Origin of the sequence: Devosia sp. (assembly GCF_965229025.1) — a bacterium.
Taxonomy (GTDB): domain Bacteria; phylum Pseudomonadota; class Alphaproteobacteria; order Rhizobiales; family Devosiaceae; genus Devosia_A.
In genome coordinates, this window is the sequence record NZ_OZ245853.1 from 524,683 (window position 1) to 548,879 (window position 24,197).

The 24,197-nt window shown below is 62.5% G+C and carries 20 protein-coding genes; 12 read left to right on the forward strand and 8 right to left on the reverse strand.

The genetic code is table 11. The features are described 5' to 3' along the window. The first annotated feature begins 1 nt into the window (after position 1). The 3 genes from ACO06J_RS02520 to ACO06J_RS02530 are packed head-to-tail and all read left to right on the forward strand — an operon-like array spanning position 2 to position 3,209. Positions 2-946, forward strand: a complete 945-nt coding sequence (locus tag ACO06J_RS02520) for an ABC transporter permease (protein WP_421762434.1) — start codon at positions 2-4, stop codon at positions 944-946. Beyond that, positions 936-1,751 (forward strand): ABC transporter permease, encoded by an 816-nt coding sequence (locus tag ACO06J_RS02525; RefSeq protein ID WP_421759123.1) that lies wholly within the window; start codon positions 936-938, stop codon positions 1,749-1,751. Before ACO06J_RS02520 ends, ACO06J_RS02525 begins: the two co-directional genes overlap by 11 nt. A 30-nt stretch (positions 1,752-1,781) precedes the next feature. Then, positions 1,782-3,209: a gamma-aminobutyraldehyde dehydrogenase gene (locus tag ACO06J_RS02530; protein WP_421759124.1), complete on the forward strand. Its 1,428-nt coding sequence runs from the start codon at positions 1,782-1,784 to the stop codon at positions 3,207-3,209. Between the two features lie 6 nt (positions 3,210-3,215). Here the strand turns inward: ACO06J_RS02530 and ACO06J_RS02535 are convergent, their stop codons facing one another. Next, a complete protein-coding gene (locus tag ACO06J_RS02535) occupies positions 3,216-3,986 on the reverse strand; it encodes a FadR/GntR family transcriptional regulator (protein ID WP_421759125.1) in 771 nt (256 codons plus the stop codon). A 427-nt stretch (positions 3,987-4,413) separates the two neighbouring features. On the opposite strand from ACO06J_RS02535, the gene chvE reads away from it, so the two are divergent. The 3 genes from chvE to mmsB all read left to right on the forward strand — a co-directional run bounded on the left by chvE (position 4,414) and on the right by mmsB (position 8,368). Continuing rightward, positions 4,414-5,460, forward strand: a complete 1,047-nt coding sequence (gene chvE / locus ACO06J_RS02540) for a multiple monosaccharide ABC transporter substrate-binding protein (protein ID WP_421759126.1) — start codon at positions 4,414-4,416, stop codon at positions 5,458-5,460. Between the two features lie 113 nt (positions 5,461-5,573). Beyond that, positions 5,574-7,106 (forward strand): multiple monosaccharide ABC transporter ATP-binding protein, encoded by a 1,533-nt coding sequence (gene mmsA / locus ACO06J_RS02545; RefSeq protein WP_421759127.1) that lies wholly within the window; start codon positions 5,574-5,576, stop codon positions 7,104-7,106. Then, positions 7,103-8,368 carry a multiple monosaccharide ABC transporter permease gene (gene mmsB / locus ACO06J_RS02550; protein WP_421759128.1) on the forward strand — a complete coding sequence of 422 codons (1,266 nt, stop codon included), beginning with the start codon at positions 7,103-7,105 and terminating at the stop codon, positions 8,366-8,368. Before mmsA ends, mmsB begins: the two co-directional genes overlap by 4 nt. 4 nt (positions 8,369-8,372) lie before the next feature. On the opposite strand, the gene sseA is transcribed toward mmsB, so the two are convergent. The 6 genes from sseA to ACO06J_RS02580 are packed head-to-tail and all read right to left on the reverse strand — an operon-like array spanning position 8,373 to position 14,656. Continuing rightward, the gene (gene sseA / locus ACO06J_RS02555; RefSeq protein WP_421759129.1) at positions 8,373-9,209 is read right to left on the reverse strand and encodes a 3-mercaptopyruvate sulfurtransferase; all 837 of its coding nucleotides are present in this window, start codon (positions 9,207-9,209) and stop codon (positions 8,373-8,375) included. A 48-nt stretch (positions 9,210-9,257) separates the two neighbouring features. Then, positions 9,258-10,766, reverse strand: coding sequence for an alkaline phosphatase family protein (locus tag ACO06J_RS02560; RefSeq protein WP_421759130.1), 1,509 nt, complete (start codon positions 10,764-10,766; stop codon positions 9,258-9,260). Then, positions 10,766-11,836 carry an ABC transporter ATP-binding protein gene (locus ACO06J_RS02565; RefSeq protein WP_421759131.1) on the reverse strand — a complete coding sequence of 357 codons (1,071 nt, stop codon included), beginning with the start codon at positions 11,834-11,836 and terminating at the stop codon, positions 10,766-10,768. Before ACO06J_RS02565 ends, ACO06J_RS02560 begins: the two co-directional genes overlap by 1 nt. Before the next feature lie 9 nt (positions 11,837-11,845). Continuing rightward, the gene (locus ACO06J_RS02570; protein ID WP_421759132.1) at positions 11,846-12,631 is read right to left on the reverse strand and encodes an ABC transporter permease; all 786 of its coding nucleotides are present in this window, start codon (positions 12,629-12,631) and stop codon (positions 11,846-11,848) included. Next, complete coding sequence (locus tag ACO06J_RS02575) at positions 12,628-13,557, reverse strand: ABC transporter permease (RefSeq protein ID WP_421759133.1); 930 nt, start codon at positions 13,555-13,557, stop codon at positions 12,628-12,630. The genes ACO06J_RS02570 and ACO06J_RS02575 overlap by 4 nt, the downstream gene beginning before the upstream one ends. Continuing rightward, positions 13,547-14,656, reverse strand: coding sequence for an ABC transporter substrate-binding protein (locus ACO06J_RS02580; RefSeq protein ID WP_421759134.1), 1,110 nt, complete (start codon positions 14,654-14,656; stop codon positions 13,547-13,549). Before ACO06J_RS02580 ends, ACO06J_RS02575 begins: the two co-directional genes overlap by 11 nt. Positions 14,657-15,039: 383 nt before the next feature. On the opposite strand from ACO06J_RS02580, the gene ACO06J_RS02585 reads away from it, so the two are divergent. The 4 genes from ACO06J_RS02585 (at position 15,040) to ACO06J_RS02600 (ending at position 20,074) form a co-directional block, all read left to right on the forward strand. Then, positions 15,040-16,296 (forward strand): imelysin family protein, encoded by a 1,257-nt coding sequence (locus ACO06J_RS02585; RefSeq protein WP_421759135.1) that lies wholly within the window; start codon positions 15,040-15,042, stop codon positions 16,294-16,296. A 99-nt stretch (positions 16,297-16,395) separates the two neighbouring features. Then, on the forward strand, positions 16,396-17,910 hold the full coding sequence (locus tag ACO06J_RS02590) for a di-heme oxidoredictase family protein (protein WP_421759136.1): 1,515 nt from the start codon (positions 16,396-16,398) through the stop codon (positions 17,908-17,910). Further along, entirely contained in the window at positions 17,910-18,980 is a 1,071-nt protein-coding gene (locus tag ACO06J_RS02595; protein WP_421759137.1) for an imelysin family protein, read from the forward strand. Before ACO06J_RS02590 ends, ACO06J_RS02595 begins: the two co-directional genes overlap by 1 nt. A gap of 2 nt (positions 18,981-18,982) precedes the next feature. Then, positions 18,983-20,074, forward strand: coding sequence for a DUF1513 domain-containing protein (locus ACO06J_RS02600; protein WP_421759138.1), 1,092 nt, complete (start codon positions 18,983-18,985; stop codon positions 20,072-20,074). Between the two features lie 125 nt (positions 20,075-20,199). Here the strand turns inward: ACO06J_RS02600 and ACO06J_RS02605 are convergent, their stop codons facing one another. Continuing rightward, a complete protein-coding gene (locus ACO06J_RS02605; protein ID WP_421759139.1) occupies positions 20,200-21,219 on the reverse strand; it encodes a substrate-binding domain-containing protein in 1,020 nt (339 codons plus the stop codon). A gap of 450 nt (positions 21,220-21,669) precedes the next feature. On the opposite strand from ACO06J_RS02605, the gene ACO06J_RS02610 reads away from it, so the two are divergent. Together ACO06J_RS02610 and ACO06J_RS02615 are read left to right on the forward strand one after the other, a co-directional pair. Beyond that, positions 21,670-23,037, forward strand: coding sequence for an ABC transporter substrate-binding protein (locus ACO06J_RS02610; protein WP_421759140.1), 1,368 nt, complete (start codon positions 21,670-21,672; stop codon positions 23,035-23,037). A gap of 143 nt (positions 23,038-23,180) precedes the next feature. Then, positions 23,181-24,194: a carbohydrate ABC transporter permease gene (locus ACO06J_RS02615; RefSeq protein ID WP_421759141.1), complete on the forward strand. Its 1,014-nt coding sequence runs from the start codon at positions 23,181-23,183 to the stop codon at positions 24,192-24,194. The last annotated feature ends 3 nt before the right edge of the window (positions 24,195-24,197 follow it).

Consider the following 24,197-nt stretch of genomic DNA (forward strand, 5'->3'; position numbering starts at 1 on the left):
CATCGCCCAGAGCGGCGCGATCCTCGTCAACCAGCGCGGCTGGCTGGGCGGGCTGTCGGACTATTTCTGGAAGCGGCCGCGGTTGATGATTTTCCTGCTGCTAGCGCCGGCGGTGCTGTGGCTGGGGATCGTCTATCTCGGCGCGCTGTTCGCACTCCTGATCCAGAGCTTCTTCTCGCTCGACGATTTCTCCGGGGTGATCGTCCACGAGTTCACGCTCAAGACCTATGGCGAACTGCTGAAGCCGCAGAACTTTGACATCATCGTGCGGACCGTGGCGATGGCGGCGATCGTGACGGTTGCCTCGGCGCTCGTCGCCTTCCCGATCGCCTACGTGGCGGCCCGCTATGCGCGGGGCAAGTGGAAGGCGCTGTTCTATCTCGCGATCATGCTGCCGCTGTGGTCGAGCTATCTGGTCAAGGTCTACGCCTGGAAGCTGATCCTCGCCAAGGAAGGCATCCTCAACTGGGTGTTCGAGCAGTTGCACTTGACGTTCCTGCTCGATGCGTTCCTGTCGCTGCCGGTGATCGGCGGCAACTCGCTCTCAGTCAGCTTCACCGGCACGTTGCTGGTCTTTTTGTATATCTGGCTGCCCTATATGATCCTGCCGATCCAGGCGTCGGTGGAGCGCGTGCCGGTCAACCTGATCGACGCGGCCTCGGATCTCGGCGCCACACCGATCCAGACCTTCTGGAAGGTGATCTTCCCGCTGGCGCTGCCGGGAATTGTGGCCGGGTCGATCTTCACGTTCTCGCTGACGCTGGGCGACTATATCATCCCGCAGATCGTCGGCACCTCCCGGCTGTTCATCGGGCAGGCGGTCTATGTGCATCAGGGCACCGCCGGCAATATCCCGCTGGCCGCAGCCTTCACCGTCGTGCCGATCCTGATCATGGGCGTCTATCTGTGGCTCGCACGGAAGATGGGGGCCTTCGATGCGCTCTGACGCTCCCCGCGCATCACTGCCGCTCAAACTTGCTGCCGGGGCAGGGCTGGTGTTCCTGCTGCTGCCCTTGGCGCTGATCTTTCTCTATGCCTTCTCGACGGCTGAAAAGAGCTATCAATGGCCACCACCGGGGCTGACGCTCAAATGGTTTGCCGTCGCCTGGAACCGGCCCGATGTCTGGCAGGCGCTGACGTTGTCGGTGCAGGTTGCGGTGGTCTCGACTATCATTGCCCTGGTGCTCGGCACGCTCTGCGCTGCGGCCGTCTCGGGGACGAAGTTCTTCGGTCGCGAGACGATCTCGCTGCTGGTCATCCTGCCCATCGCGCTGCCTGGCATCATCACCGGTATCTCGCTCCGCGCCGCATTCTCGCTGGCTGAAATCCCGTTCTCGTTCTGGACAATCGTCCTCGGCCACGCGACCTTCTGTATCGTCGTGGTCTACAACAATGCCGTTGCCCGCTTCCGCCGCATGTCGGGCTCGTTGATCGAGGCCTCGATGGATCTCGGCGCTGACGGGTTCCAGACCTTCCGGCACGTTATCCTCCCCAATATCGCCACGGCGCTCCTCGCGGGCGGCATGCTGGCGTTTGCGCTGAGCTTTGACGAGGTCATCGTCACAACCTTCACCGCCGGGCAGCAGCAGACCCTGCCGCTGTGGATGCTCGAAGAACTCATCCGTCCACGCCAGCGGCCGGTGACCAATGTAGTCGCCATGGTCGTCGTCATCGTCACGTTCCTCCCCATCCTTGCCGCGTTCTATCTCAGCCGCGGCGGCGAACAGTCTGTCGCGGGGATGGGGAAATGAACGGATATTCTGAAGTCTGGAGAAAGAGCCATGGACACTGAAATGCTGATCGGCTCGCGCTTTGTCGCGGGTACTGAGACTCCAGAGCAGGTGCTCAATCCCCGGACCGGCGCGCTGATCGAATCGATCCCGGAAGCATCGCTGGATCAGGTCGAGGCGGCGGTGCTGGCCGCTGAGAAGGCGTTCAAGACGTGGTCGCGGACGACACCGGGACAGCGTTCGAACTACCTGCTGAAGATCGCCCAGGCCATTGAGGACGACGCCCAGGCCTTCGCGGCGCTCGAAGCGCTGAACTGCGGCAAGCCGATCAATGCGGCGCTGAACGATGAAATCCCAGCGATCGTCGATTGCTGGCGCTTCTTTGCCGGGGCTGTGCGCAACATGCACGCGATGGCGGCTGGCGAATACCTGCCGGGCCACACCTCGATGATCCGGCGCGACCCCATCGGCATCGTCGCCTCGATCGCACCGTGGAACTACCCGCTGATGATGATGGCCTGGAAACTGGCCCCCGCCATCGCTGGCGGCAACACGGTCATCTTCAAGCCGTCCGAGCAGACGCCGCTGACGGCGCTCAAACTCGCCAAGGTTATGGCGGACATTCTGCCTGAGGGCGTGGTCAACGTCGTCCTTGGTCGCGGTGAAAGTGTTGGGAACGCGCTGATCAACCACCCGAAGGTCAACATGATCTCGATCACGGGCGACGTGGCGACCGGCAAGAAGGTGCTGCAGGCGGCAGTCAAATCGGTCAAACGGACGCATCTGGAACTGGGCGGCAAGGCGCCGGTGATCGTCTACGACGACGCCGACCTTGAGGCAGTGGTGAACGGCCTCCGCGCCTTCGGCTATTACAATGCCGGGCAGGATTGCACGGCGGCGTGTCGCATCTATGCGGGGCCCAAGATCCACGACAAGCTGGTGGCGGACCTATCCTCTGCGGTCGCCTCGATCCGCTACAACCAGCAGGACGATGGCCAGAATGAGATCGGGCCGCTGATCTCGAAGCGCCAGCGCGACCGGGTTGCGAGCTTTGTCGAACGTGCCTCCGAGCTGCCGCATATCAAGATCACCACCGGCGGGCATGTGTCCGGCGACCGCGGGTTCTTCTACGAGCCGACGGTGATCGCAGGGGCGCTGCAGTCCGACGAAATCGTGCGGCGCGAAGTGTTCGGGCCGGTGGTTTCGATCACTCGGTTCACCGAGCCTGAAGATGCCATCGCCTGGGCCAATGACAGCGATTATGGCCTCGCCTCATCGGTCTGGACCAAGGACATCGACAAGGCGATGCAGACGGCCGCGCAGCTGCAGTATGGCTGCACCTGGATCAACACCCACTTCATGCTGGTCAACGAGATGCCGCATGGCGGATTGAAGCAATCCGGCTATGGCAAGGATATGTCCGTCTATGCGCTGGAGGACTACACGGCAGTGCGCCATGTGATGATCAATCACGGGTAATCGGCGCTACTGCCGCTCGGGGCGGTTGGCCATGTGGGCCCGGATATCGATTTCGGTCTCCCGCAGATGCTTTCTCATCGCCTCGGCCGCCCCGCGCTGGTCGCCGGCACGGATAGCGTCCAGCACCGCCTGATGGGCGCGCAGCGTGGTGCCGCGATCGTTGCCGCGCAGTCTCTGGCCGTGGCCGCTCATGAAGAAGCTCTCCCGCAGCGGCTTGGCCATGGCCTCAAAGACGAAGGAAATCACACGGTTGCCGCTGGCGGTAGCGATGGCCTCGTGGAACTGCACGTCAAAGTCGTGGAAACGAAACTCTGCCGAAGCAGGATCGCTGGACGTTTCGATCTCAAGTGCAGTGTCCTGCATGCCCTTCATTGCGCTTTCGATCGCAAGAAGTCCGGCGCGGCTGGTCCGCTTGGCGGCAAGGCTGGCGGATTGCGTTTCCAGCATCATGCGCAGCTCGATCAGGTCAAACAGACCCTTGGGGTCGTTGTTGATGATGGAAACGAGAAAGTCGGCGAACGCCGAGCTGTTAGGTTCACGCACCACCGCACGTCGTCCCCGGCCTAGATGCAACAGGCCACGGCCCGCTAGCATCTTTACGGCTTCGCGGACAGTGAGCCGGCTGACCGCGAATCGCGTTGCCAGATCAGCTTCACTTGGGATACTCGCCCCCGGTGCCATTTGACCCAGCACCATATTGGCGAGTGCCTCGGCTACATGCTCCGCCGCCGTGGACTGGGTCTCCTCCCGTCCGGCCGCGAGTTCTTGACTGGCCATTTCCCCTCGACATGTCTGATAACTTTGTTCTCCGGCTCGTGAGTTGGCACCACGATTTTCCTTCGAACTCCTCCAAGTGGACTTCTAGCGGGTTCGCTACGAGGCCCGCAAGAGGGTGCTTGTGGGGTCGGCTGCGGTGATGGCAGCTAATTTCGGTTGGCAAATCCGGGAGAGCAGGCATTGCCCCACCTTTACAGGTTTATCTGACTACTCTAGATAACCTCCGCGCGTTGGAGGACGTGTGAATGGCTCGAACTGAGCTGTTCGGGAGGCACGGTCATCGGTTCAGATGCCTGTTGGGTTGCGGACGAAATCTGCGGCGCCTGAGCTTCAATTCCTCTCCGCATGCCGGATCGTTCATTCGGCTTGCGGCATCTCACACATAGGTTCACCCGGGAGGAAACCAGTGAAAGCCTTGAAGTTTCTTATGACTGCCGTGACTGTTGGCGCCATGGCGCTGACCGGTTCGGTATTTGCCCAGGACAAGGGCGCCATCGGTATTGCGATGCCGACCAAGTCGTCGCTCCGCTGGATCTCGGATGGCGACTCGCTGAAGGCCTCGCTTGAGGCCAAGGGTTACACAGTCGACCTGCAGTACGCAGAAGACGATATCCCGAACCAGCTCGCTCAGATCGAAAACATGGTCACCAAGGGCGTAAAGGCCCTGATCGTTGCCTCGATCGACGGCACCACGCTGTCGGCTGTGCTGCAGCAGGCCGCTGATGCCGGAATCAAGGTGTTCGCCTATGACCGCCTGATCCGCGACAGCGCCAATGTCGACTACTACACCACGTTCGACAACTTCCAGGTCGGCGTGCTCCAGGCCAACTCGATCCTGAAGGGCCTCGGTTATCCTGAAAAGGCTGGCCCGTTCAACATCGAGCTGTTTGGCGGTTCGCCGGACGACAACAACGCCTTCTTCTTCTACGACGGCGCCATGAGCGTTCTGCAGCCGCTGATCGACAAGGGTGACCTGGTCGTGAAGTCCGGCCAGTTCGGCATGGACAAGGTTGGTACGCTCCGTTGGGACGGCGCTGTTGCGCAGGCCCGCATGGACAACATCCTCTCCGCCTTCTACTCGGACGGCAGCCGCGTTGACGCGGTTCTCGCCCCCTATGACGGCCTGAGCCGTGGCATCATCTCGTCGCTGCGCGGCGTTGGTTATGGCACTGCTGATCAGGCGTGGCCGATCATCTCCGGTCAGGACGCCGAAGTTCCGTCGGTCAAGGCGATCATTGCCGGCGAGCAGTACTCGACCGTGTTCAAGGACACCCGCGAACTGGCCAAGACGACTGCCGATCTGGTCGACACGGTCGTGTCGGGCGGCACTCCGGATGGTCTTGACACCAAGACCTACAACAACGGCGTGAAGATCGTCCCGTCGGTCCTCCTGACCCCGTATGAAGTCGACGCTTCGAACTACGAGAAGCTCGTCGTCGAGTCCGGCTACATCAAGGCCGATGACCTGAAGTAAGCCTCGTTGCTTGGGGCCTCGCGGCAACGCGAGGCCCTTTGCGCTTTCGTCGACCTCCATTACAGATTTAAGGATCGAGCGCCTGTCGCTCTCCTTTTGAAGCCGGGGCATGCATGACCGAAACGATCCTGGAGATGCGCAACATCACCAAGACTTTCCCGGGCGTGAAGGCGCTGCAAAACGTCAACCTGGACGTGCGCGCCAGCGAAATCCACGCCATCGTGGGAGAGAACGGCGCCGGTAAGTCGACGCTGATGAAGGTGTTGTCCGGCGTCTATCCGCACGGCAGCTACGACGGTCAGATCTTCTTTGAAGGCAAGGAATGCCAGTTCAAGGGCATCCATGACAGCGAGCGGCTCGGCATTGTCATCATCCACCAGGAACTCGCCCTGGTGCCGCTCCTGTCGATTACCGAAAACATCTTCCTCGGCAACGAGCGCGCCAAGTTCGGCGTGATCGACTGGGCGGCCAACGAAAAGAGGACGCGCGAGCTCTTGAAGAAGGTGGGCCTCAACGAGGACCCGCAGACGCTGATTACTCATCTGGGCACCGGCAAGCAGCAGCTCGTGGAAATCGCCAAGGCGCTGAGCAAGGAGGTTAAACTCCTGATCCTCGACGAGCCGACGGCGAGCTTGTCTGAAAAAGATAGTGACGCGCTGCTGAACCTCCTGATCGAGTTCCGCGCGCAGGGGATCAGTTGCATCCTGATTTCGCACAAGCTCAACGAAGTGAGCAAAGTTGCAGATCGCATCACCATCATCCGCGACGGCAAGACCATCGAGACGCTGAACAAGGGCGAAATCACCGAAGACCGGATCATCACTTCGATGGTGGGACGCTCGCTCGAGGATCGCTATCCGCCACGTTCGCCCAAGATCGGCGAAATGCTGCTCGAGGTGAAGAACTGGAGCGTCTACCATCCGCTCCACGCTGACCGGCAGGTGATCAAGGGCATCGACATCAATGTGCGCCGCGGCGAAGTGGTGGGGATCGCGGGCCTGATGGGCTCGGGGCGCACCGAGTTTGCGATGAGCGTGTTTGGTCGTACCTATGGGCGGAAGATCACGGGTGAGGTGATCCTGAAGGGCAAGAAGGTGGACGTATCGACGGTCGGCAAGGCGGTCGAAAACGGTATCGCCTACGCCACCGAGGACCGGAAGACCTACGGGCTCAATCTGATCGATCATATCAAGCACAACACCACGCTGGCACACCTGTTCGGGGTGTCGCGCTTCGGCGTGATCGACGACATGAAAGAGCTGACGGTTGCCAACGACTATCGGAAGAAGACCAATATCCGGTCGTCCAGCGTCTACCAGAAGACGGGCAACCTCTCTGGCGGCAACCAGCAGAAGGTGGTGCTCAGCAAGTGGCTGTTCGCCAACCCGGATATCCTGATCCTCGATGAGCCGACGCGCGGCATCGATGTCGGCGCCAAGTACGAGATCTATACGATCATCGCCCAACTAGCCGCTGAAGGAAAAGGCATCATCGTCATCTCATCGGAAATGCCAGAACTGCTGGGCATCACCGATCGCATTTACGTCATGAACGAGGGCCGGATCGTCGGGGAGATGGCGGCAAGCGACGCCTCCCAGGAAAAGATCATGCGCGCCATCGTCCGGGCAGAAGGAAAAGCATCATGACCACCGAAACTGCGCCCCAGACCAGCGCACCCCCGGCTTCTACCCGCCAGCCGATCATGGCGGCGCTGCAGGACAACCTCCGCGACTATGGGCTGGTGCTGGCCCTCCTGGCGATCATGGTGTTCTTCCAGTTCGCCACCAACGGCGTGCTGTTCAAGCCGGTGAACCTCACCAACGTGGTGCTGCAGAACAGCTACATCATCATCATGGCCCTGGGCATGTTGCTGGTGATCGTCGCGGGTCACATCGACCTGTCGGTCGGATCGGTCTCCGGTTTTATCGGCGCTATAGCGGCCATCATGATGGTCAACTACAAGATGGATCCGATCTCGACCGGGGTGATCTGCCTCGCGGCGGGGGGGATTATCGGGGCGGCCCAGGGGTATTGGATCGCCTATCACAAGATCCCCAGCTTCATTGTGACCCTCGCCGGCATGCTGGTGTTCAAGGGTCTGAGCCTGGCGGTTCTGGGCGGTGCATCGGTTGGTCCGTTCCCCGCCGAGTTCCAGTTGCTGTCGGCGGGGTTCATTCCCGATTTCATCGGGCCGATGACGCTGATTGCGCCCACCGTCGACGCGGCCGGCAAGGTCGCGGCTGGCAGCGGCGTGGTGCTGCACTCGACCACTGTCGTGATCGGGCTTATTGGCATCGCCGCCTACCTCTACTTCGGCGTGCAGGCGCGGCGGAACCGCGAGGCGCACGGCTACAGTGCTGAGCCGTTCCCGCTGTTTGCGATCAAGACGGCCGTAATCGCCGGGCTCGTGCTGTTCCTCACCTACACCATGGCGTCCTACAAGGGCCTGCCGAACGTGCTGGTGGTGATGAGCGTGCTGATCGCGCTGTTCGTCTTCCTCACCATGAAGACCACGCTCGGGCGCCGCATCTATGCGATGGGCGGTAACCTAAAGGCGGCAGCGCTCTCGGGCATCAAGACCGAGCGGCTGACGTTCTATGTGTTTGTGATCATGGGCGTGCTTTCAGCGCTCGCTGGCCTGATCTTTGCGGCGCGCCTCAATACGGCGACCCCAAAGGCCGGGCAGGGCTTCGAGCTTGACGTGATTGCGGCCGTGTTCATCGGTGGCGCGTCGGCCATGGGTGGCGTTGGCCAGGTGGCGGGCGCGGTGATTGGTGCTTTCATCATGGGGGTGATGAACAACGGCATGTCGATCCTGGGGGTCAACATCGACTGGCAGCAGGTGATCAAGGGCCTGGTGCTGCTCGCGGCCGTGGTGTTCGACGTCTACAACAAGAACAAGGGCTGATTTCTCAGCCCTTTTCCACCGGCGCATCGAGGCGGCTGCCCCACTCGGCCCACGAGCCGTCATAGACGGCGACGTCGCCCGCGCCGGCAATCGCAAGGGCAAGCGCCACGGTTGAGGCCGTGACGCCCGAGCCGCATGATGTGACAATCGGCTTGCTCAGGTCCACGCCGGCCGACTGGAACAGCGTGGCGAGTTCTGCCGCAGGCTTCATCTGACCGTTTGCGACCACAGTGCTGGCCGGCACGCTGGTGCTGCCGGGCATGTGGCCCGACGCCAGACCCGGCCGCGGCTCAGGGACTTCGCCCCGGAAGCGGTCTGCCGGGCGGGCATCTAGGATGGCCTTCTCGCGCGTTTTGGTCAGCTCAAGCATATTGCCGAAGTCGGCGACTGCTGCCGGGCGGAAGTTGGGGGTAAAGGTTCGCGGGGTCTTGGCGACCGCTCCTACTTCGACCGGACGGCCCTCCGCGCGCCACTTAGGGCCACCGCCATCGAGCACGAAAACGTTCTCAGCGCCCATGGTCTTGAAGGTCCACCAGACGCGGGGAGCCGAGAAGATCCCGGCTTCATCGTAGACCACGATGGTATCGGTGGCGGCGATGCCGAGCTTGCCCACTGCAGCAGCGAACTCTGCGGGTGTCGGCAGCATATGGGGCAGGGAGGTGGTCTTGTCGGCGATCTCATCGATGCCGAAGAACACGGCGCCGGGCAGGTGGCTGCTGAGATACTCGGGGTAGCCTTTGCGGCCCATGGCCGGGAGGTACCAGCTGGCGTCGACGAGCACGAGATTGGGGTCGGCGAGGTGATCGGCGAGCCAGGCGGTGGTGACGAGCGGGTGGGACATGGGCTTTCCTCCAGACTATCCAAGGGGATAGCGCCTTTGGTCAGGTGCTCACAAGGGGGATGTCACGACGCCGGTGCCGGTGAGTTCGGTGAGCGCCAGGGTCTGGTCGAGATGCTCGGCGCGCCAGCGGAGCAGGCGTTCGGCCATTTCGAGGCGGATGGATGCAAAGGTCGGGTCGTTGGCGAGGTTGTTGAGGTTTCCCGGGTCGTTTTCGAGGTCGAAGAGCAGTGGTGGGAGGGTGGCAAAATGCACGTACTTCCAACGCTCTGTGCGGATTACTGCAAGGTTCAGTTGCGTTGAAGTGCGGCCGAACCAGCGTTCGGTGGTCTGGCCGGCGACGTCGCGAAAGTCGAACTCCCAGTGCACCGCGTCGCGCCACTCTGTAGGGGGTGAGCCGGTGAGAAATGGTACGAGGGAGCGGCCATCGGGGCGGTGGGTTGGGGTGGTGCCGATGAGGTCGAGGAGGGTCGGAAAAACGTCGATCGACTGCGTAAAAGCTGTGAACGTCTGTCCGAAGTCTGTTCGAGGATTGCGGATGACGAGGGGAATGTGCTGGCTCTGGTCGAAATAGCCGCCCTTGCCCAGGCTGTAATGGTCGCCGAGCATTTCGGCGTGATCGGAGGTGAAGATGATCAGCGTGTCGTCCCACTGTCCTCGCGCCTTGATGGCATCGAAGAGGCGGCCGAGCTGGGCGTCCACTTCGGAGATCATGCCGTAATAGGTGGCCTTGATCTGACGTAGCTGAGCGTCGGTGAGGTCACGGACGAGGCCGGTGGCGGTGGGGGCGTAGTGATCGGCTTCGGTGAAGCGGAGGGCGTAGTCCATGAGCGGATGGGCTGCGGCTTCGGCGTCGGCGGAGGCGGCGCGGGTGAACCCGCCGACATCGCCGGGGGCGTACATTGTGTTGTACGGCGCCACGGCGATGAACGGAGGATGGGGCCGGATGAACGAGACGTGGGCGAACCATGGCCGGTCGGTCTGCTCGCCGAGCCAGCGGATGAACTCGCCGGTGAGGTAGGCGGTCTGGGTCTGGTCTTTGCTGTAGGCGGGTGGTGCGTCGGTGACTTCGCCTGGAGTAACGTCAAGGGGCAGGTGGGCACGATCGTGGTCGTGGAGTTCGAGACCCTGCTGGCGCAGCCATGAGAGCCAGGGGCGTTCGTGCTCGGGGAGTTTGGCGCGAGTGGTGAAGCCGGGGAGGACGCCCTCGTAGGTGGTGTTGTCGGGATCGTGGGGTGCCTTGCCGGTGGGGTCGAGCGCGACGTCGGTATAGCCGAACAGCGTCGGATCGTACCCGGCACGGCGGGCGGCGCGGGCGATGTTGTCGAAGCGGTCGGCCAGCGGCGAGCCGTTGCGGCAGACCCTGTTGTTCATCTGGTAGAGGCCGGTGTAGAGGCCGGCGCGGGCGGGCGAGCAGGGGGCCGCCTGGGCGTAGTGGTTGAGGAACGCCGTGCCTTCAGCGGCCAGTGCATTCAGCGCCGGCGTGCGAGCGATGGGGTGGCCGGCGTAGCCGGTGCAGTCGCCGCGCCATTGGTCGGCGGTGATGAAGAGGATGTTCATCAGTCGCCGAGGACGAGAATATCACTTCCGGAGAGGGTGACGCGAACCGGCGCGTCATGGGCCGGGGGCGGGGTGCGCTGGTCGTTGAAAGTGTCGAGCTCGATGGCGTTGTCGCCGCCGAGTGCCACCTTGAGCCGGATCACCGAGCCGAGGAAGTTCACTGCCGAGACGCGGCCGTCGAGGACGATATCGCGATCATGGCCGTTGGCGAGGGCAACCGCTTCGGGACGCATGGTGATCGAGATGGCGTCGCCGGCCTTGGCGTTGCCAGAGAGGCTGGGGACATGGGCGGTCTGGCCGTTGATCGTGACGGTCTTTGCGACCGGATCGGCGACCGTCGCCTTGAGGGTGTTGAGCTGGCCGACGAAGGTGGCGACGAACTTGGTGGCGGGCTTGTTATAGACTTCGAAGGGCGAGCCGATCTGCTCGACATTGCCGGCGCTCATCACGACGATGCGGTCGGAAATGGAGAGGGCTTCTTCCTGGTCGTGAGTCACGAACATGGTGGTGATGCCGAGCTCACGCTGGATGGCGCGAATTTCCTGGCGGAGGCTGACGCGGATCTTGGCGTCGAGCGCCGAGAGCGGCTCATCGAGCAGCAGCATGCGCGGCTTGGGGGCGAGGGCGCGGGCGAGCGCAACGCGCTGCTGCTGGCCGCCGGACATTTCGAACGGGAAACGCTTGCCGAAGCCCGAGAGGCCGATGAGCTTGAGCATCTCCTCGACGCGGGCCTTGCGCTCCTCGTTGCCGACGCCGGCGATCTTCAACCCGAAGCCGACATTGTCTTCGACGTTCATGTTTGGGAACAGCGCGTAGGCCTGAAACACCATGCCGATTTTGCGCTGGTTTGGCGGCAGGTGAGAAATGTCCTGGCCGTCGACGCGGATGGAGCCGGAGGTGGGCTTTTCGAAGCCGGCCACCATGCGCAGGATCGTGGTCTTGCCGCAGCCGGAGGGGCCGAGCAGCGAGATGAACTCGCCCTTCGAAAAGCTGAGGTTGGCGCCCTTGACGACGGTGTTGGTGCCGAAGGTTTTGACCAGGTTTTCGATGCGGAGGAATTCTTCGGCCATGGTCAGGTCCTAGCGTGAGACAGTGCGGGGGGCGAAGCGGGCGAGCAGCTGGATCATGCCCATCGCGCCCCAGGTAATGACGAAGGAAATCACCGCCAGCGCGGCCGGCTCATAGGCGCGGTTGGCGCCAACGTTCTGCATGTAGACACCAAAGGCAGGACGGTTGAGGAGGCTGGCGATGGTGAACTCGCCGACGACGATGGCGAGGGTGAGGAACGCGCCCGACAGCACGGCGACGAGGATGTTGGGGAAAATCACCTTCAGCAGGATGGTGACGGTGTTGGCGCCGAGGATGTTGGCGGCCTCGGTGAGCGTCTGCACGTCGATAGTGCGGAGCCCCGTATCGACGGCGCGGTACATATAGGGCAGGGCGAGCGCCACGTAGGCGAGGGTCAGCAGAGTATTGGTGCCGACATCGGTATTCGTGAGCGGCAGCCAGGAGCTGGAATTGTACATCCGGATATAGCCGAACACGAGAATGATCGGCGGGATGACCAGCGGCAGCAGCGTGACGAACTCGATGATCGGGCGCAGGTGCGGCGCCCGGAGGCGCACGAAATACGCAGCGGGCACGACGATCAGAAGTCCAACCACGATTGTCGCGACACCGACGATGAGCGAGTAGCTGAAAGTGTTCTGGAAAGCCGGAGTCTGGATGACGTTGGTATAGGCGTCGAGGCTCAGCGTGCCGCGGCGGATGGAGAGCGAGAACTGCACCGTCGCGAGCAGCGGTATGAGGAAGTAGGCGGCGCCGAGGACGAAGATGATCCAGGCCCAGAGATTGTTCTTTTTCATTTGAGCCACCGTTCCGCGCGGCTGCGGATGACGAGGTAGACGACATTGGCGACGGCGGTGATGACGATCATGCCGAGGGCAAGGGCGGCGCCAAGGCCGGGGTTGTTCAGCACGTCACCGCGGATCTGCGCGAACAGCAGGATGGGGACGATGTTGAGCGACGAGCCGGTCAGTGCATAGGCGGTGGCGATGGCGCCGAAGGCATTGGCGAACAGCAGAGAGACCGTGCCGAGAAGATTGGGCCAGAGTACCGGCAGGCCGACATAACGCCAGAACTGGAAGGGCGTCGCACCTAGCGTTGCAGCCGCCTCGTTCCATTCTTTTTTCAGCCCGTCGATGGCGGGGGCGATGATCAGGATCATCAGCGGGATCTGGAAGTAGCAGTAGGTGAGGGTGAGGCCCCAGAAGCTGAGGAGGTTGAAGCCGGACTTGTAAAGGTCAAAGCCCAGGAACTTCAGGATGACGGTCACAAGACCGAGGCGCCCGAGGGCCGAAAGGAAAGCGAAGGCAAGCGGGATGCCCGCGAATTGGGATGCGACGCCTGAAAAAGTCATCACGGTCGAGCGGATGGCCGAGGGCAGCTTGCCACGGATGACGGCGAGGGCAATGAGCAGGCCGAAGAAGGAGCCGAGCAGCGCTGAGGCGGCTGAGATGCGGATCGAAATCCAGAAAGAACTGGCGATCTGCGGGGTGCCGAGATCGAGGATGTTCTGGAACGTGAACGCGCCGTTGCGGTCGAGGAAGGCGCCGACCACGAGATAGAGTGTAGGGGCGATCAGGAATAGTGCGGCGAAGAGCAGGAACGGCGCCACACCGAGATAATCTCCCCAGCGGAAGCCGGCGAGAAAGCCGGGACGTGAGGGCGCTACCCCAGCCGAAGCCGGGGTAGCGGATTTTGCAGAAAGGGTGTCCGAATTACTGGACATTGGCCCCAACGACGGCGTCCCACTGCGTGGTGATGGCTTCCTTGGCGGCAGCCTGCTCATCGAGCGTGGGGAACACGGCCTTCGCGTAGAGCGCCGGGTCAGGCAGCTTGGCGAGGAGATCGGCCGGGATGGCGTTCTTGGCAGCGAGGTCGTTGAAGCGGATCGGGTGGCAATAGCCAGCCAGCCAGCCGATCTGACCTTCGTCGGAGTAGAGATATTCCATCCAGAGCTTGGCCGCATTGGGATGCGGAGCGAAGGCCGAGATGGCCTGGATGTAGACGCCAGCTACGACGGCGTCGCTCGGGACAACGACTTCAGCGTTCGGATTGCCGGCAAAGCCGTCTTTCCAGGCGAGAGCGTTGTAGTCCCAGGCGGCGACGATCGGGGTGGTGCCCTGCGCCAGCGGAGCGGCCTTGCCGATCACGGGCACGAAGTTACCAGCCTTGTTGAGGTCGGCGAAGAACTTGAGGCCAGCAGCGCCGGCATCGGCACCGGCCTTGGCACCGGTCGACAGACCAGCAGCATGGACGGCAGAAATGGCCTGGTTGGCAGCGCGCGGATCACCGGCCAGTGCGAACTGGTTGGCATATTCGGGCTTCTGCAGATCGGCCCAGGTGGCGGGCGAAGTCGCGACGAGGTCCTTGTTCACGATGAACGAGAGCACGCCGTAATAGTCGCCATACCAGTAGCCTTCAGCGTCCTTGGCCGAATCCGGGATCGAGTCCCAGGTCGAGACCTTGTACGGCTGGATCAGGCCATCGGCCTTGGAGGACGGGCCGAAGCTGAGACCAACGTCGATGACGTCGGGAGCCTGCGGGCCGGTGTTGCCCTTGTTGGCCTTGATGGCTTCGATTTCGTCGCCCGAGCCCGCATCGGGGTTCAGTTCGTTGACGGTGATGCCCGGATACTTGGCCTTGAAGCCATCGATCACGGCGCCATAGCCGCACCAGTCGTGCGGAAGGGCGATAACGGTCAGCTGGCCTTCGGCCTTGGCGGCATCGAACAGCGCCGTCAGGTCGGTTTGCGCCGAAGCGGCAAAGGTCGATGCCAGAAGGGCAGTGACCGAAACCGAGGCGGCAAACGCGTTCTTGAGATTCATTTTGCGTCTCCCTGGAATTTTGGCTTGTTGTCGTGACTCGGGAGGAGCCGAGAAAGCCGCGCTTGAACTAGTTGCGGCATATGACAGCTGCATGACAGACGCGTTTGCGCCCGCAAAAGCCCCAAAATGCCGGCCCCCCGGATATCCGGTGGCAACTACACGGCCGTGATGCGGATCCCCCCACGCGTCAATTGTGACAATTGTGACAGTGCCCGTTTTGGCGGGCGGAGTCGAGATGCGCGCAATCGGCGGTGATGAAGAGAGCAGGACCAACAGTTTAGAGCGGTTCCAAGCTACGGCGATATTTCTTGATCTGCTCAATCCACTTTGATACTCGGCCTCCACCGCCACCATGTTTTGCGCCTTTTGGAGACCTGTTTCCGATGTCGAAATTTCTCACGACCGCTCTGCCGATGAGTATGGGCCTGATGATGAGCACGGCCGCGCTGGCTGCCGAGCCGACGGCGGACGCCGTGCTGAAGACTTACGCGGACATCGCGCTGGCCGGTTACGAGGATGCGCTGGCGACCGCCAAGGCGCTGGACGTGGCAACCGACGCGCTGATCGCGACGCCGAGCGAAGCGACGCTGGAGGCGGCGCGGGCCGCGTGGAAAGCGGCGCGTCCCTCGTATCAGCAGACCGAGGCCTTCCGCTTTGGCAACGCGATTGTCGATGCCTGGGAAGGCAAGGTGAACGCCTGGCCCCTGGATGAGGGGCTGATCGACTATGTGGATGCGGCATCCTACGGCACCGAGAGCGACGAGAACGGGCTCTACACGGCCAATGTGATCGCCAATTCAAAGATCGTGATTGATGGGGCGGAAGTCGACGCCTCCCAGATCACCCCGGCGTTCCTGCGGGACTCGCTGCAGGAGGCTGGTGGGATCGAGAGCAACGTGGCGACAGGTTACCACGCGATTGAGTTCCTGCTCTGGGGGCAGGACCTGCACGGCACCGGACCGGGCGCCGGCGAGCGTTCGTTCACCGACTATTCCACTGCCGAGCACGCTGACCGCCGGGGGCAGTATCTCGATGCGGCGACGGACCTCCTGGTGAGTGACCTCGCGGAGATGGTGACCGACTGGCAGGAGGGCGGGCCGGCTCGCGCGGCGCTGGCGGAAAGCGGATTGCCGACTATCTTTACCGGCATGGGTTCGCTGTCGTTTGGCGAGTTGGCCGGGGAGCGGATGAAGCTTGGCCTCTTGCTGCATGACCCCGAGGAGGAGCATGACTGCTTTTCGGACAACACCTATATCTCGCATCTGAATGACGCGATCGGGATCCAGAACGTTTACCTGGGCAAGTATGTGCGAGTTGATGGATCGGTGGTCGAGGGACCGTCGATTTCGGAGATCGTTGCTGCCAAGGATGCCTCGCTCGATGCCGAGATCAGGGCGCTCCTGGCCGACACCGTCGCCAAAATGGAAATCATGAAAACCCGCGGCGATACGGTGGAAAAGTATGACCAGATGATCGCCGAGGGGAATACCGAGGGCAACGCCGTAGTGCAGGCCGCAATCGACGCGCTAATTGCACAGACGCGGGGCGTGGAGCGGGCCGTTGCACTGCTGCAGCTCGATGGGGCAGTGACCATTGAACAGTCGGACAGCCTGACCAACCCGGATGCCGTGTTCCAGTAGTCTGGTGTTTTCCAAAGATATTCTTCAGTCGCGGGTTGTGAGAATCTGCGACGCCGTCTTTTATCCCCGGCATGGCCGGGCGTGCCTGAGAGTGCTGACATGCACATGCGCTTGACTGCAATCCTCGCCATAATTCTTCTGTCGGGTCTCGCCATCGGAAACGAAGGCGGGGCCCGAACTGATCTGGATGCCAAGGATCTGGCGCGCGTTCGCGCGGTGACGGCACCGACGACGCAGTTTGACCATGCCGAGAATTTCGAGCAGTCGCAGGGCGGCGGCGCGACGGTCAAGAAGCGGGTCAACCAGGACAGCTTCTCGTTTTCGTCGGCCAACCTGAGCTTTGAGCAGGAAGAGACGTTCAAGCTCGGCAATGCGCTGTTCAGGAAGCTTTGGGTGTCATCGCCGGCCTCGACCGAGGCGTCGGACGGGCTGGGCCCGCTGTTTAATGCGCGGGGCTGCCAGAACTGTCACCTCAAGGATGGTCGCGGGCATACGCCATCGGGCAGCGGGCTCGATAGCGGGGTGTCGATGTTCCTCAGGCTCTCGGTGCCGGCAAAGACCGAGGCAGAGAAGGCGCTGCTGGCGAGCAAGGCGCAGACGGTGATCCCGGAGCCGACCTATGGCGGGCAATTGCAGGATTTCGGCGTTCCGGGGCTGAAGGGCGAGGGGCAGATGGTGATCAGCTATGCCGATCTGCCGGTGACGCTGGGCGATGGCACGGTGGTGACGCTGCGTGAGCCGACTTATTCAGTTGCGGGCCTCGCCTACGGGCCGATGGCCGAGGATGTGATGCTGAGCCCGCGTGTGGCGCCACAGATGATCGGGCTGGGGCTGCTCGAGCAGGTGCCGACGGAGGATATCCTCGCGCATGTCGACATCGACGATGCCGATGGGGACGGGATTTCGGGCAAGCCGAACATGGTGCGCGATCCGGAGACGGGGGCGGTGGCGCTGGGCCGGTTCGGGTGGAAGGCGGGGCAGGCGACGATTAAGGCGCAATCGGCCGGGGCGTTTGCCGGCGATATCGGGATTTCGACGCCGCTCGAGATGACGCCGCACGGGGATTGCACGGCGGCGGAGGTAGACTGCATGGCGGCGCCGACCGGGGTGCAGGCGCGGCTGGGGGATTCGGAGGCGCCGGACCCGGTGCTGGAGCTGGTGACGTTCTACTCGCAGAATTTGGGCGTGCCGCAGCGGCGGAATGTCGATGATCCGCAGGTGCTGCGCGGCAAGCAGGCGTTCTACGAGGCGCAGTGCACGGCGTGCCATACGCCGAAATTTGTGACGTCGCGCAGCGGTGTGACCAAGGCGCTGCAGTTCCAGCTGATCTGGCCCTATACCGACCTGTTGCTGCATGACATGGGCGAGGGGCTGGCCGATAATCGGCCTGAAGGCGATGCGGATGGGTATGAGTGGCGGACGGCGCCGCTGTGGGGAATCGGGTTGACCGAGACAGTTTCGGGGCACACGCAGTTTCTGCATGACGGACGGGCGCGGAACCTGACCGAGGCGATCCTGTGGCACGGCGGTGAGGCGCAGGCGGCGCGCGACCGGTTTGCCCAGATGCCGAAGGCGACGCGCGACGACCTGCTGGCGTTTCTGGGGTCACTGTGATGCGGTTTTGGTTGGCAGCAGCGCTGGTTGTGATGTGCGGCCCGGCGCTGGCCTTGCCGTTGCATCCGACAGGGCGGGCGGTGGTGACGCAGGCGGTTGAGGCGGCGATCCGGCCGGGGTTTGCCGCCTATGCCGACGAGACGGCGGCGCTGCAGGACGTGGTGGCGACGCGATGCGGCATCGATGAGGCGGGGCTTGAGGCGATACGGGCGCAGTTCAAGGCCGTGGTGCTGTCGTGGTCGCGGATCGAGCTTTATCAGATCGGGCCGCTGACCGAGGCCAATCGCAGCGAGAAGATCCTGTTCTGGCCGGACCGCAAGGGCATTGCGTTAAAGCAGGTGCAGGCGATCCTCGCAGGGCCGGACTGGGACGCGTTCGATGCGGAAACGCTGAAGGCCAAGAGCGTCGCGGTACAGGGGCTGGGGGCGCTTGAGTTTGTGCTGTTCGGCACCGGCTCGGACCGGCTGGCGACGATTGAATCGGATTTCCGCTGCAACTACGCGCTGGCGATATCGACACTGCTGAAAGGCACCGCGGCAGAGATGAAGGCGGAGTGGGATGATGCGGATGGGATTTCGGCGCGGCTGATCAGTCCGGAGGCTACGGACGCCGAGTTCAGAAGCGAAGACGAGGTCAAGCAGGCGCTGGTGGGGCTGCTGGCGCATGGGATCGAGACGATCCGGGACCAGCGGATCTTGCCGTTCCTGGGACGTGAGGGTGAGGCAGCGAAGCCGAAATCGGCGCTGTTCTGGCGGTCGGGGATGACGCTGCCGGCGATCGTCGCGAATTTCGAGGGGCTGGAGACACTGTTCGAGAAATCGGAGGTGGGGGCTTACACGCCGACGGAAGACTTTCGGATTGGGGAGGAGGCGATGGCGGCGTTTGCGGGTATCAAGGCCAGTGCAGCGGGCGTTGTCGATCCGGTGGAGGCGGCGTTGGCGGACCCAAAGCAGAAACTGGCGATTGGCGAGATTGTGGCCTCGAGCCAGACGCTGGGGAAGCTCCTTGGCGAGGAACTGCCGGCGGCGCTCGGGTTGTCGGTGGGGTTCTCGTCGCTGGACGGAGACTGACGATGTGGCAGCGCCGGGCGTTCCTCAAGGCGGCTGGGGCAGGGTTTGCGGCGTCGCTGGTGCCGAGGGCGGCTGAGGCGCTGGAGCGGGCGGACTTGGTCTTTGCGTCATCGATCCAGATGGCGGGGGGCGGTTTCGCGGCGGCGCTGGTGGATGAGGCAGGGACGCTGATCAAGTCAGTGACTTTGCCGGACCGGGGACACGATCTCAGCTTCTCGCCGGTGACGGGGCAGGGCGTGGTGTTCGCGCGCCAGCCGGGAACGTTTGCAGTGGTGTTCGACCCCAAGGGTGAGATGGCGCCGCGGACCATCACCAGCATCGAGGGGCGGCATTTCTTCGGGCATGGCGCATTCTCGCCGGATGGGAAGCTGCTCTACGCGACGGAGAACGATTTCGAGAACGCGCGGGGCGTGATCGGGATCTATGACGTGGCTGGTGGGTATGTGCGGATCGGCGAGTTCGACACCCATGGGATTGGCCCGCACGAGATGCTGCTGACGCCTGATGGTGAGACTTTCGTCGTCGCCAATGGCGGGATCGAGACGCATCCGGACTTTGGCAGGGCGGAGCTCAACATCGACACGATGGACCCGTCGGTGGTGTTCATTGATCGCAAGAGCGGTTCGCTGATCGGGCAGTTGCGGCTCGAGGCGGGGTTGCACCAGCTCTCGATCCGGCACATGGCGTTCGACGCGCTGGGGCGGGTGTGGTTCGGGTGCCAGTTTCGCGGCGAGGCAGATGGCCGTCCGCAACTGGTTGGCTATGCGACGCGCGATGGGAGCATCAGGTTGATCGAGCTGCCGGAAACGGTGCTGGGGAGTCTCCGCAACTATGTGGGCTCGGTCGCCGCTTCGGCGGATGGCGGGATTGTTGGGGTGTCGTCGCCGGAGGGGAGCACGATTCTTGCCATCGACGCGGCCCGCGCCGAGGTGGTGAGTGAGATGTCGCTGGCCAGTGTTTGCGGCGTTGCTGCTGACCGGGCTGGTCTCGTGGTGTCGAGCGGCAAGGGCGCCTTGATGGGGTTTGCCGGGTCGATGGCGGTGGAGCGGGCGTTTGATTTTGGGTTTGATAATCACCTGACGCCGGTGGGGTAAGAGACGGTTCGCGACTTGCCTGATTGGGGCTTCGCACCCCCCACCCCAGCTTCGCTAGGGTCTCGCGGCCCTAGCTGCGCTACCCTCCCCGCAAGTGGGAGGGAGTGCAAATTCCGATCACTGCACTAGCGGGGGGCAGGGCCTGTGGACTCTCGAAGCACCAGCTCTACCGGCCAAAGCTCGTTGATGGTCTCGGGCGGCTTGCCTTCGATCATTTGCAGCAGCAGGTCGGCAATGCGGAGGCCGGCGGCGCGGATGGAGGAGCGGGTGGTGGACATGGACGGGACCATGTTGTCGGCGTTGAGGTAGGGGAAGACGTCGTCGTGGGCGATCATCGAGACGTCCTTGCCGAGGGTCAGACCGGCGAGGCGGATGGCGCGAAAGACACCCAGCGCCGTCATCATCGAGCCGGCGAGGAAAGCGGTGGGGCGGGGGCGGCGTTCGAAAAAGGCCTGAGCGAGGCGGAAGCCGTTTTCGTCGGTGAACCGCCCGCCGCCGACCAATTGCGGATCGTAAGTCAGGCCGCGTGAGAGCAATGCATTGCGGTAGCCGCGCAGCCTGTGGATGGCAAAGGTCTGGTCTTCAGGACCGTTGATCAGTCCAATGTGCCGATGTCCAAGATCGATGAGGTGACTGGTGGCGCGCTGGAAGGCACCTTCATTGTCGATATCGAGCCAGGCATGGGGGACGGCGATTTCGCAGCGGCCGTGGAGGATGAACGGCAGGCCAAGCTCCGAGAGCGCCTTGATGCGCGGATCGTGCGGCGTGGGTGCAGAGATGATGACAGCATCGACACGTCTACTTTCAGCCAGGCGCCTGAATACTGGCATTTCATCGTCGCTATCGATGGGCGCGACAAGCAAATCGATCTCTTTCTGGGCTAGCCGTTCACTAATTCCTGAAAGAAATTCAGATACATGCGGGCCGAAATGTAACGAACGCTGCAGGGGGAGGGCGACCCCGATGGCTCCGGACCGGCCAGTGGCAAGCCGGCGGGCGCTGGCGTTGGCGCTGTAGCCAAAGCGCTGCGCTGCCTCGTTGACGCGCTGGCGTGTGCTCTCGTTGACCTCCGGATAGCCGTTCAGGGCCCGACTCACGGTGGTTTGCGACAGCCCTAGTTCTGCAGCCAAGTCCTTCAGTTTCATGACATAAACCATGCCCTGCAAGCGTGTCGTGTCCAGCCTCGGCGAGCGCGCATTTGCTGCGTCGCTCGCTGGCGGACCAAACGACCGTGCGGGCACTATCCTCCTCGAGCCGCCATTCAAAGCGATTTGGAAGCCGGTTGCAAGAGGCACGTAAGGCAGGGGGATGGAAGCCGAATTTACTGGATGCAGTGGTGAAATCTACTGTGAAGACACCGAGGGGCTCGTTCGGCAGGGGCATGTAATCGATTTCATTGAATCTGGCTTGACAGAGTTTCCTCCGACTGGCTACGCTATAGTTCAAAGCGCTTTGGATGCGTGGAGGTTTGGGACCCAAATGTCCCTCATCCAAGGTAGCTTTTGGGAGGATCGCTCATCTGGTTGTCGCGCTACTTGGCGTCGATCCGGTTTGCGTGCGCTCCCAATCAACCTATCCTTTGGGAGGAAAAATCTATGAAATTCAAACACATGCTCGCGGGTCTTCTGGCCGCCGCGTCGCTTGGTGCCATCTCGGCCCAGGCTGCGGACCTGATGTTCCCCAAGGGTGAGGGTGCGTTCACCTGGAAGTCGCTCGACGAATTCAAGGCGGCTCATACTGGGCTTGAAGGCCAGAAGCTGTCGATCTGGGACGCATGGGCCGAGCCCGGCGACAAGGCGCAGTGGGAAGCCGTGCTGGCTTACTTCACCGACGCAACCGGCATCGAAGTCCAGAACGGCTCGTCCAAGAACTACGAAGAGCAGGCCCGTATCGATATTGCTGCCGGCAGCCCGGCCAATATCACGATCCTGCCGCAGCCGGGCCTCCTTGGTGACTTTGCCAAGCAGGGCGCGCTCGCCGACCTCGGCGAAGACACCACCAAGTGGCTCACCGACAACTACAGCGCCGGCTCTTCGTGGGCAGCGCTGGGCCAGTATGAAGGCAAGGACGGCGCCGTTCACCAGTACGCTTTCCCCTACAAGCAGGAAGTGAAGTCGCTGGTCTGGTACTCGCCCGACAACTTCGCCGAAAAGGGCTACAAGGTCCCCGAGACCTTTGAAGACCTGATGGCGCTGCAGGAAAAGATCAAGGCAGACGGCGGCACGCCGTGGTGTATCGGTCTTGAATCCGGTGGTGCCACCGGCTGGGCCGCAACCGACTGGATCGAAGACATCCTGCTGCGCACCCAGACCCCCGACGTCTATGACGGCTGGGTGAAGAACACGATCAAGTTCAACGATCCGCGTATCGTTGCCGCGATCGATGCGTTTGGCGCCATTGCCAAGGTGGACGCGAACGTTGCCGGTGGTGTGAAGGCCATTGCGACGACCTCGTTCGGTGACAGCCCGAAGGGCCTCTTCACTGTGCCGCCCCAGTGCTACCTGCACCGCCAGGCTTCGTTCATTCCGTCCTTCTTCCCTGAAGGTTCGGTTGCCGGTCAGGACTACAACTTCTTCTACTTCCCTGCTTATGCCAGCAAGGATCTCGGCAAGCCGGTTCTCGGCTCGGGTAACCTCGCCGCCATCACCAAGGACACCCCGGCTGCACGCGCGTTCATCGACTTCCTGAAGACCCCGATCGCGCACGAAATCTGGATGGCCCAGCCCAATGGCAGCTTCCTTTCGGCCAACAAGAACGTGAACACCGAAGTCTACAACAGCCAGGCCAACAAGGACCTGGGCCAGATCCTGCTGAACGCCACCACGTTCCGCTTCGACGGCTCGGACCTGATGCCCGGCCCGATCGGTGCCGGCGCGTTCTGGACTGGCATGGTCGATTTCGTGAACGGCAAGTCCGCTCAGGAAGTTGCGGACCAGATCCAGGCCGCGTGGGACAAGCTCTAAGCCTTAAGGCATAGTGCACGCATTCGGACTTGGCGCCCCTGGGGTGCCGAGTCCAAGTTTCCGACCGGCAACGTCCGGTTTCTAGACCGCTGGCGGCGGAAATCCGGCGGGTGACGGGCGGGTGACGCCGGGGGGAGGGCGGAATGCTTCAGCAAATTCTGGGCGCGGTTATTGCCGTGCTGATCGCACTGACAGCCTGCGTGGCCTATTTCTGGGGCACCAACTGGCTTCTCGACAGGCTGCTCTCGCCGGATGGCAAGCTGAGCAGCGAAGAGGTGACGAGCCGCGACAAACGCCGCTCGCAGATCCGGCCCTGGCTGTTCGTGGCGCCGGCCCTGCTGTTCCTCACGCTTTACCTGATCTACCCGGTCTTCGAGACGCTGCGGCTGTCGTTTTACGACAAGTTCGGCCAGAACTTCATCGGGTTCGACAATTATGCCTGGGCCCTGACGGACAATATCTTCTGGCAGTCGGCGCTGAACAACCTCGGCTGGCTGATCGTGGTGCCGTTCTTTGCGACGGCCATCGGGCTGGTGATCGCGGTGCTCGCGGACCGGCTGTGGTGGGGCAATATCGCCAAGTCGCTGATCTTCATGCCGATGGCGATCTCGTTTGTCGGCGCGTCGGTGATCTGGAAGTTCGTCTACACCTATCGTGGTCCCGGCATCGAGCAGATCGGCGTGTTGAACGCCATGGTCACCGGCATGGGGTTTCCGCCGCAGGCATGGATCACCATACCAGTGCTGAACTCGGTGCTCCTGATGATCATCCTGATCTGGATCCAGACCGGGTTCGCGATGGTGATCCTTTCGGCGGCGCTGCGCGGCATTCCCGAAGAGACGCTGGAAGCGGCTCGCATCGATGGCGCCAATGACTTCCGGATCTTTTTCGACATCATGATCCCGCAGATCTGGGGAACGCTGGTGGTGGTGTGGACGACGATCACGATCACGGTGCTGAAGGTGTTCGATATCGTTTACGCCATGACCAATGGCGAGTTTCAGACGCAGGTGCTGGCCAACCTCATGTATCGCTGGATGTTCATTTCCGGTGACTATGGGCGCGGCTCGACCATTGCGGTGATCATCATGCTGGCCGTTGTTCCGATCATGGTCTGGAACATCCGCCGGGCCAATGCCGAGCAGGGGACACGCTGATGA

What these genes read in the sequence shown, in the direction of transcription:
- ACO06J_RS02570 (WP_421759132.1), bottom strand. Translation starts at nt 12,631, where the DNA reads ATGAAAAAGAACAATCTCTGGGCCTGGATCATCTTCGTCCTCGGCGCC.
- ACO06J_RS02595 (WP_421759137.1), top strand. Translation starts at nt 17,910, where the DNA reads ATGCGGTTTTGGTTGGCAGCAGCGCTGGTTGTGATGTGCGGCCCGGCG.
- ACO06J_RS02600 (WP_421759138.1), top strand. Translation starts at nt 18,983, where the DNA reads ATGTGGCAGCGCCGGGCGTTCCTCAAGGCGGCTGGGGCAGGGTTTGCG.
- ACO06J_RS02560 (WP_421759130.1), bottom strand. Translation starts at nt 10,766, where the DNA reads ATGAACATCCTCTTCATCACCGCCGACCAATGGCGCGGCGACTGCACC.
- ACO06J_RS02565 (WP_421759131.1), bottom strand. Translation starts at nt 11,836, where the DNA reads ATGGCCGAAGAATTCCTCCGCATCGAAAACCTGGTCAAAACCTTCGGC.
- mmsA (WP_421759127.1), top strand. Translation starts at nt 5,574, where the DNA reads ATGACCGAAACGATCCTGGAGATGCGCAACATCACCAAGACTTTCCCG.
- ACO06J_RS02530 (WP_421759124.1), top strand. Translation starts at nt 1,782, where the DNA reads ATGGACACTGAAATGCTGATCGGCTCGCGCTTTGTCGCGGGTACTGAG.
- ACO06J_RS02585 (WP_421759135.1), top strand. Translation starts at nt 15,040, where the DNA reads ATGTCGAAATTTCTCACGACCGCTCTGCCGATGAGTATGGGCCTGATG.
- mmsB (WP_421759128.1), top strand. Translation starts at nt 7,103, where the DNA reads ATGACCACCGAAACTGCGCCCCAGACCAGCGCACCCCCGGCTTCTACC.
- ACO06J_RS02525 (WP_421759123.1), top strand. Translation starts at nt 936, where the DNA reads ATGCGCTCTGACGCTCCCCGCGCATCACTGCCGCTCAAACTTGCTGCC.
- sseA (WP_421759129.1), bottom strand. Translation starts at nt 9,209, where the DNA reads ATGTCCCACCCGCTCGTCACCACCGCCTGGCTCGCCGATCACCTCGCC.
- ACO06J_RS02590 (WP_421759136.1), top strand. Translation starts at nt 16,396, where the DNA reads ATGCACATGCGCTTGACTGCAATCCTCGCCATAATTCTTCTGTCGGGT.
- ACO06J_RS02605 (WP_421759139.1), bottom strand. Translation starts at nt 21,219, where the DNA reads ATGAAACTGAAGGACTTGGCTGCAGAACTAGGGCTGTCGCAAACCACC.
- ACO06J_RS02575 (WP_421759133.1), bottom strand. Translation starts at nt 13,557, where the DNA reads ATGTCCAGTAATTCGGACACCCTTTCTGCAAAATCCGCTACCCCGGCT.
- ACO06J_RS02615 (WP_421759141.1), top strand. Translation starts at nt 23,181, where the DNA reads ATGCTTCAGCAAATTCTGGGCGCGGTTATTGCCGTGCTGATCGCACTG.
- ACO06J_RS02610 (WP_421759140.1), top strand. Translation starts at nt 21,670, where the DNA reads ATGAAATTCAAACACATGCTCGCGGGTCTTCTGGCCGCCGCGTCGCTT.
- ACO06J_RS02580 (WP_421759134.1), bottom strand. Translation starts at nt 14,656, where the DNA reads ATGAATCTCAAGAACGCGTTTGCCGCCTCGGTTTCGGTCACTGCCCTT.
- ACO06J_RS02535 (WP_421759125.1), bottom strand. Translation starts at nt 3,986, where the DNA reads ATGGCCAGTCAAGAACTCGCGGCCGGACGGGAGGAGACCCAGTCCACG.
- chvE (WP_421759126.1), top strand. Translation starts at nt 4,414, where the DNA reads ATGACTGCCGTGACTGTTGGCGCCATGGCGCTGACCGGTTCGGTATTT.